At 56.3% G+C, this 7550-nt stretch carries 9 protein-coding genes; all 9 read left to right on the forward strand.

Translation table 11 applies throughout. From position 1 onward, the window contains the following. The coding region (locus HMPREF1153_RS06300; RefSeq protein WP_009646114.1) for an N-acetylmuramoyl-L-alanine amidase family protein at positions 1-189 on the forward strand (189 nt) is incomplete at its 5' end. Continuing rightward, positions 190-474, forward strand: coding sequence for a hypothetical protein (locus HMPREF1153_RS06305; protein ID WP_009646111.1), 285 nt, complete (start codon positions 190-192; stop codon positions 472-474). It begins immediately after the preceding gene. Continuing rightward, entirely contained in the window at positions 471-2075 is a 1605-nt protein-coding gene (locus tag HMPREF1153_RS06310) for a DNA cytosine methyltransferase (protein WP_009646109.1), read from the forward strand. Before HMPREF1153_RS06305 ends, HMPREF1153_RS06310 begins: the two co-directional genes overlap by 4 nt. 67 nt (positions 2076-2142) lie before the next feature. Further along, a complete protein-coding gene (locus HMPREF1153_RS06315; protein ID WP_009646117.1) occupies positions 2143-2844 on the forward strand; it encodes a hypothetical protein in 702 nt (233 codons plus the stop codon). Further along, positions 2828-3061, forward strand: coding sequence for a DUF4314 domain-containing protein (locus tag HMPREF1153_RS06320; RefSeq protein WP_009646110.1), 234 nt, complete (start codon positions 2828-2830; stop codon positions 3059-3061). The genes HMPREF1153_RS06315 and HMPREF1153_RS06320 overlap by 17 nt, the downstream gene beginning before the upstream one ends. Before the next feature lie 131 nt (positions 3062-3192). After that, a complete protein-coding gene (locus tag HMPREF1153_RS06325; protein WP_009646112.1) occupies positions 3193-3471 on the forward strand; it encodes an Nmad4 family putative nucleotide modification protein in 279 nt (92 codons plus the stop codon). 167 nt (positions 3472-3638) lie between these two features. Continuing rightward, positions 3639-4598 carry an amidoligase family protein gene (locus tag HMPREF1153_RS06330; RefSeq protein ID WP_037370099.1) on the forward strand — a complete coding sequence of 320 codons (960 nt, stop codon included), beginning with the start codon at positions 3639-3641 and terminating at the stop codon, positions 4596-4598. 77 nt (positions 4599-4675) lie between these two features. Further along, a complete protein-coding gene (locus HMPREF1153_RS06335) occupies positions 4676-5161 on the forward strand; it encodes a gamma-glutamylcyclotransferase family protein (RefSeq protein WP_009646108.1) in 486 nt (161 codons plus the stop codon). 61 nt (positions 5162-5222) lie between these two features. Further along, the gene (locus HMPREF1153_RS06340; RefSeq protein ID WP_037370101.1) at positions 5223-7331 is read left to right on the forward strand and encodes a terminase TerL endonuclease subunit; all 2109 of its coding nucleotides are present in this window, start codon (positions 5223-5225) and stop codon (positions 7329-7331) included. The last annotated feature ends 219 nt before the right edge of the window (positions 7332-7550 follow it).

Below are 7550 nucleotides of genomic sequence, written 5' to 3' on the forward strand. Positions count from 1 at the left end.
GGCAGCAAGGGCGCGAAGCCCGGCGTCAACGGACTGTACGTCCTGAACAACACGGGTGCGACAGCGGTCTTGGTGGAGCTTGCCTTTATCGACAACGAGCAGGATGCACAGCTTCTGCGCGAGAAGCAGGATGAATTTGCACGGGCGATTGCTCGCGGCGTAACGGACTACAAACAGGAGGTGTTTTAGATGGTGGATTGGAAAATGCTGCAAAGCGAGATGAAGGTTCATGCCGTGGACTTCGTGCGAAAGGAAGCGAAAGAGGCGGCAGTGCTCTGGCTCAAGGAGAAGGGGCTTCCCGCCGCGAAGGAAATCGCGGTCGCCTACGTCGCCGCCTTGAAGGAAAGCGCCGAGAAGGAAACGGGCTGGTGCCGCTTCCGCGACTGCGTGTTCCTGCCGGGTGTGGTGCAGGCGGCGCTCTGGCTTGCGGGCAACATGCTCGACCGCATGACGGCGGCAGAGCAGAAGGCATGAAGAGGAAACTGACACTCGGCAGTTTGTTTTCTGGCTCAGGGGGCTTTGAACTTGGCGGAGTGCTTGCCGGGATTCAGCCGAAGTGGGCGTCGGAGATCGAGCCGTTTCCCGTCCGTGTGACGACGAAGCGGCTTCCGTCTGTTCGTCACCTTGGCGACATCCATGCCATCGACGGCGGCGAAATCGAGCCTGTCGACATCATCACGTTCGGCTCTCCCTGCACAGACTTGTCGATTGCGGGAAAGCGGGCGGGGCTGGAAGGCAGGCAGTCCTGCCTTTTCTTCGAAGCCGTCCGCATCATCAAGGAAATGAGGTGTGCAGCGAATGGCAAATCCCCGAGATTCATCGTCTGGGAAAACGTCACGGGCGCGTTCTCAAGCTCAGCGGGGCGCGACTTCCAGTCCGTCCTCACGGAAATCGTCCGCATCAAGGAGCCGCAGGCTCCCGAGGTGCCTCTGCCTGAAAAAGGCGCATGGCCTTACGCTGACCTTCTTCTGGGAGACGGATGGAGTCTTGCGTACCGCGTTTTGGACGCGCAGGGCTGGGGAGTTCCACAGCGCAGGCGCAGAATCTACCTTGTCGCAGATCTTGGAGGCGCGTGCGCCGGACAAATACTATTTGACGCCGAAAGCGTGCTCGGGTATCTTGCGCCGTGCTTCGCTTCGTGGCAAGGAACTGCCGGAGAACTTGCGTCTCGCCTTGGAGCGGCAGGCGAACGGCTGAGCGCGGGCTTTTCCACCGAGCATTCGGCGAAGAGTTACAGCATCGGCTATGCGGAGGAGAAATCTCCGACGCTTCGCGCAGGAAGAGTTCCCGCCGCCCTGTTTGAGTCGCATGGAGCGGATGCACGGTACGAAGGACCGCTCGAAATCTGCCCGACCGTCGTTCGCCACTACGGCACGGGCGGTAACAACCAACCGCTCGTCATGAAGGACGCGCGACTCTTCTGCATCTCGTCGTTCCAGTCCAATGCCATGTGCTCGGACAATCCGCACTCTGGGATATATGAAACCGAGACGACGCGGACGATTGACCGGAGCGGCGGGAACCCTGCGTGCTGTCAAGGCGGCGTTGCAGTGGTTTCCATCCAAGGCTCTATGCTTGGTCGGCAGGAGAAGAACGGTCCGCAGGGAAGCGGCATTGCAGAAGACGTGAGCTTCACGCTCAATACCATTGACCGCCATGCCGTCTACGCCATGACGACGGGATGCCATACGCAGGTGGAGTGCGAAAAATCTCCGACGCTTATGGCGAGGGATTCCAAAGACCCTGCCGTCGTCAATCAGCCCGTGTATGCCGTCCGCAGATTGACGCCCAAAGAGTGCGGTCGCCTGCAGGGCTTCCCCGACGGCTGGTGCGCGGGACTTGGGACGGATGAACCGACCGAGGAAGAGATGGCATTTTGGCGCGAGGTTTTTGAAACGCATCGAAAAGCCATGGGGAAAGCGAAGAAGCCCAAGACCGATAACCAGATCCGCAAATGGCTCAAGAATCCCCATTCGGATGCCGCCGAGTACAAGATGTGGGGCAACGGCGTTGCTCTGCCGTGCGTGTTCTATGTGCTTTCCGGCATCGCACATTTTGCGGCGCAGGAAGCATAAATAGCTTGCTATATTTCTGCTTTGGAGTGATGTATGTAGTGAAACCATTTCAAGGGAGGATTGCACCATGAAGATTCATTACAGCATCACGAAGGAGCAGAGGAAGAAGATGGTCGAGATCGTCGGCAGGACGCTCGGCGTGCAGCCCATCTACTGCGGAGCGCCGACATTTTCCTACCGGGTGGGAGCATTTGAGATCACGCGAGACGGAAGCATTTGCTTCGACGATGAAGCCGATGAAGGGGAAGTCGAGCGTATGCGCACGGCGCTTCGGGAAGCGGGATTCGTTGCAGAAGAGGAAACCGAGATGCCGACGGCAGAAGCGGATTCCGACGAGGACAAGCTCACTATCAGCCTTCCGCGCAGATTCTTCACGAAAACGGCTCTGAAGAATCTGGACGCGCTCCTTGCCAGCAAAGGGAAGCTGATTCAAAAAGCGTTCAACATCGAGGAAGCGACGTACACGCTGACCGAAGAGACGATTAAGTTCGCATGGTTTCATGGGAAGATTGCCGAAGATACGGTACGCGCCTATACGGATTTCATCAGCAAGCTCTGCGAAATGGCGCAGAAGCAGAAACGTGCTGTGGCAAAAGAGAAGGCCGTGGAGAACGAGAAGTACGCCTTCCGCTGCTTCCTCCTGCGCCTTGGCATGATCGGCGATGATTACAAGACGAGCCGCAGGATTTTGCTGCAGAACCTCACGGGAAGCAGCGCCTTCAAATGCGGTCATCGGAAGGAGGAGGCAAACTGTGAAGGTTCCGAGTAGGGAGCAGATCGTCGCGCTTCGGCAAAAATATCCGAAAGGGATGATGGTGGAGCTTATCTCGATGGAGGACATGCAAGCCCCGCCTCCCCACACACTTGGCGAAGTGCAAGGCGTAGACGACGCGGGGCAGATTCTCGTGCATTGGCAAACAGACTCCTCGCTGAATTTGCTTCCGGGCATCGACTCTTTCCGCATCGTGCAGAGCGGCAAGCTGTGAATATCAATGAAAAAGGGAGCCATAAAAAGCCCCAAGTATACACGCGCATTCGCTTGCTATCATCCTCGCTTTGAGGCATATATACACATGAACGAAGAAACCAATGTAACAAAGAAAGCGAGGAAACGAAAATGAAAAACGCAGAAGCAAGATGGCCGAAGGAAAGCACGATGGAAAAGCTCGAAGAAATGCGGTACGGGACGAGCGGCGCGATCCTGCGCTACGGCGAGCAAATCCTGGCGGTCGGAAGAGAGTGCCGGGGCTTCCACGCAGCAATCTACGAGATGGTCGAAACGCCTGCGGAAACGGGATTCGCGGACATCGAATGCCGCCTGAACCTTGTCGAAGCCGCTACAGAGCTTTTCGAGGACGGCGGACACGCGATGGCCTGGTGCATGGCGCACATCTAAAGCTAGAGAGCAGAGAAACAGCCCTGCGGGGCTGCTTCTGGTTACGGAAGATACACTGAAAAATCCCCAAGTATACACAAATATTCGCTTGCTATATGTGTCTTTCAGAGGCATATATGTACATGAAAAAAAGAAAACAGGGCAAGCAAAGAAAGGGGATTTCAAAAATGAAGGCAGCGACGGCAAGGCAGATCGAGAACATGAAGAAGCAGACCATCGGCGTGGAAGTCGAGATGTACGGCATCAGCCGCAGGGACGCAGCGGGAATCGCGGCGGACTTCTTCGGCACGGGAGACTTCAAGGACACGGCGCACCGCAACGGTTACTGCACATGGAGCGCATGGGACGACCAGGGGCGCGAGTGGAAATTCCAGCGCGACGTCAGCATCGAAGCCGGAAGCAGCGCAGAGCAGACCGAACTGGTCACGCCCATCCTGCACTACGAAGACATCGAGCGCCTGCAGGAACTTCTGCGGAGACTGCGCCACGCGGGAGCGAAGAGCAACCCCGCCCATATGTGCGGCGTGCACATCCACATCGGCAAGGGCAGCCACACGGCGCAGACGCTTAGAAACCTTGCCAACCTGATGGCAAGCCACGAAAGCCTCCTGATTGCCGCCATGCGCATCGACCGGAGCCGCCTCGGACGCTACTGCCGCACGGTGAACCGCACCTTCCTCGACCGCCTCAACAAGGAAAAGCCGCAGACGATGGAAAAGCTCGCGGACATCTGGTACGAAGGAAACAGCGCAAGAGAGGGCAGAGAACATCACTACAACGGTTCGCGCTACCATTGCCTGAACCTCCACGCGACCTTCACCAAAGGCACCATCGAATTTCGCCTCTTCCAATTCGCGAACCCCACGGCAGAGCGCAGGGGCGGCCTCCACGCAGGCGAACTCAAGAGCTACATCCAGCTTTGCCTCGCCCTCTCCGAAGCGGCGAAAAACCTCAAGACCGCAAGCCCCAAAGAACCGCAGAGGGAAAACCCCAAATTCGCGATGCGGACTTGGCTGATGCGCCTCGGCTTCATCGGCTGGGAATTTGCCACGGCAAGGGAAATCCTCACGAAGAACCTTGCAGGCGACGCCGCTTTCCGCTTCGGCAGGAGCACCCCTTCGGCATAAGAGCCGAAAGCCAAGCCCCGCCCGCCAACAGGCGGGCTTCGGGCAGTAGAAGGGATGTTCCTTCGGAAGCGGAAAGGATGAGGAAGATGAAAACGAAGATGTACATCGCCTACGGCTCCAACATGGACTTGGAGCAGATGCAGCGGCGCTGCCCGGAAGCAGAGCTTTTGGGAATGGGGCGTTTGGAGAACTGGCGGCTGATGTTCAAGGGAAGCAAGACGGGGGCCTATGCGACCATCGAGCGCGAGAAAGGGCAGAGCGTGCCGATCCTGCTCTGGCGCATCACGGAGACGGACGAGGAGCGGCTTGACCGCTACGAGGGATTTCCGAACTTCTACTACAAGCGCACGATTCAAGTCGTGAAAACCGATGCCGACGGAAAGCCCTGCGGCACGACGCGCGGCATGGCGTACATCATGCACGAGAAAAGAAAACTCGGCGTTCCCTCCATGGAGTACTTCGACATTCTCTACCGCGCCTACTGCAGGTTCGGCTTTGACAGGAAGATTCTCGAAGAAGCCTACGGATACACATGGGAGTGGGGGCGCAAGACGAAAAGCTGAGACGGAAATACAGTTTGAGGAGATGCTTTCGGGCATCTCCTTTTGCGTTGGGGGTGATTGCTTGCGAAAACTGACGGACTATAAGCCAACGAAGTTTATGGCAGAGGACGCACACTATGACAAAGCTGCTGCGGACTACGCCGTGGGATTCATCGAGTGTCTGTGCCATACGAAGGGGACGTGGGCAGGAAAGCCCTTCGAGCTGATCGACTGGCAGGAGCGCATTATCCGAGACATTTTCGGAATTCTGAAGCCGAACGGCTATCGCCAGTTCAACATGGCATACGTTGAGATTCCCAAGAAACAGGGAAAACAGCTTGCTCTTGATACGAAAATCCCCACACCAAGCGGATTTACCACAATGGGCGATATTCGCGTCGGAGATACCGTTTTTGATGAAAACGGGCAGACTTGCTGTGTCGTTGCCAAAAGCAATGTGGATGATACGGAACAAGCGTATAGACTGACCTTTCGCGACGGCTCTTCCATCGTGGCAGGAGAGCGGCATCTGTGGAATGTGGAGCACATCATCGGAGAGCCGCAATCCTTGCTTTGGGCGACGGGTGAAATCTACCGTCGGACGATGAAACACAGAGAAAGATATCGGGATAACGAGAAAGAAGCCCGCCGCTCTATCATCCGCATCCCTGCGGCAAAGAGGCTGCAGATCGAGGAAAGAACCCTACCCATCGCTCGCTCCTGTTTTCATTATCTGGCAGATATTGAGCCGCTTTCAGCGAGAGTCCCCATGCAGTGCATTCAAGTGGACAGTATAAGCCATTGTTATCTGGTAGGGGAATCCTTCATTCCAACACACAACAGTGAACTTGCCGCCGCCGTTGCACTGCTTCTTTGCTGCGGCGATGGGGAAGAGCGTGCCGAAGTCTACGGCTGTGCCGCCGACCGTCAGCAGGCGAGCATCGTCTTCGAGGTCGCCGCCGACATGGTGCGTATGTGCCCCGCGCTCGGCAAGCGAGTGAAAATCCTCGCATCCCAGAAACGCATGGTGTATCTGCCGACGAACAGCTTCTATCAAGTGCTCTCAGCAGAAGCATACTCGAAGCACGGATTTAACATCCACGGTGTTGTGTTCGACGAACTTCACACGCAGCCGAACCGCAAACTCTTCGACGTTATGACGAAAGGCTCGGGCGATGCGCGAATGCAGCCGCTCTATTTCCTCATCACGACGGCGGGGACAGATACACAGTCCATCTGTTACGAGACGCATCAGAAAGCGAAAGATATCTTAGAGGGACGAAAAATCGACCAGACCTTCTATCCTGTCATCTATGGCGCGAAGGAGGATGAGGACTGGACAGATCCCGAGGTATGGAAGCGGTCGAATCCGTCGCTCGGCATCACGGTCGGCATCGATAAGGTGCAGGCGGCCTGTGATTCCGCACGGCAGAATCCCGCTGAGGAGAACAGCTTTCGGCAGTTGCGGTTGAATCAATGGGTCAAGCAGTCCGTGCGTTGGATGCCAATGGACAAATGGGATGCGTGCGCCGCACCTGTGGATGCGGAAGAATTGAAGGGGCGCGTCTGCTACGGCGGTCTTGACCTCTCGTCGACAACCGATGTCACGGCATTTGTGCTCGTATTTCCTCCGACGGATGAAGATGAGCCGTTTGCTGTGCTTCCGTATTTCTGGATGCCCGAGGAAAATCTGGAACTTCGCGTGCGCCGCGACCATGTACCTTACGATGTGTGGCAGAAGCAGGGCTTTCTTATGACCACCGAAGGGAATGTGGTTCACTACGGATTCATCGAGGCGTTCATCGAGAAACTTGGCGAGAAGTACAACATCCGCGAGATCGCCTTTGACCGCTGGGGAGCGGTGCAGATGGTGCAGAACCTCGAAGGAATGGGATTCACCGTTGTTCCCTTCGGTCAGGGCTTCAAGGATATGAGTCCGCCGACGAAGGAACTGATGAAATTGACTCTGGAAAAGAAAATAGCGCACGGCGGGCATCCCGTCATGCGCTGGATGGCAGACAATATCTTCATTCGCACCGATCCTGCGGGGAACATCAAGGCGGATAAGGAGAAGTCCACGGAAAGAATCGACGGTGTCATTGCGCTGATTATGGCACTGGATCGTGCGATTCGCTGTGGCAACGATGCATCTGCGTCGGTGTATGATGAGCGGGGGATTTTGGTGTTTTAGAGCGATTGTATACACACATATGGCCTTGCTATTTCTCGGATAGTACGGGAATATACACATGCCGAAAGGGAAAACTGAAGAAACAAGAAACGGAGGAAAAGAAAATGACGAAGAAGGAAATTGCCGAGATCATCGAGAGCAAGGCCGCCGAGTACGGATTCACGATGCAGGAAAACACGATGGGCTGGGCAAACGCGAGCGACCGCGACACCTGCATCC

Source organism: Selenomonas sp. CM52 (assembly GCF_000292955.1).
In the GTDB taxonomy this organism is placed as follows: domain Bacteria; phylum Bacillota; class Negativicutes; order Selenomonadales; family Selenomonadaceae; genus Selenomonas.

Bases quoted from the DNA above. Each gene is read 5' to 3' on its own strand.
- HMPREF1153_RS06305 (WP_009646111.1), top strand. From the start codon at position 190: ATGGTGGATTGGAAAATGCTGCAAAGCGAGATGAAGGTTCATGCCGTG.
- HMPREF1153_RS06310 (WP_009646109.1), top strand. From the start codon at position 471: ATGAAGAGGAAACTGACACTCGGCAGTTTGTTTTCTGGCTCAGGGGGC.
- HMPREF1153_RS06315 (WP_009646117.1), top strand. From the start codon at position 2,143: ATGAAGATTCATTACAGCATCACGAAGGAGCAGAGGAAGAAGATGGTC.
- HMPREF1153_RS06325 (WP_009646112.1), top strand. From the start codon at position 3,193: ATGAAAAACGCAGAAGCAAGATGGCCGAAGGAAAGCACGATGGAAAAG.
- HMPREF1153_RS06330 (WP_037370099.1), top strand. From the start codon at position 3,639: ATGAAGGCAGCGACGGCAAGGCAGATCGAGAACATGAAGAAGCAGACC.
- HMPREF1153_RS06335 (WP_009646108.1), top strand. From the start codon at position 4,676: ATGAGGAAGATGAAAACGAAGATGTACATCGCCTACGGCTCCAACATG.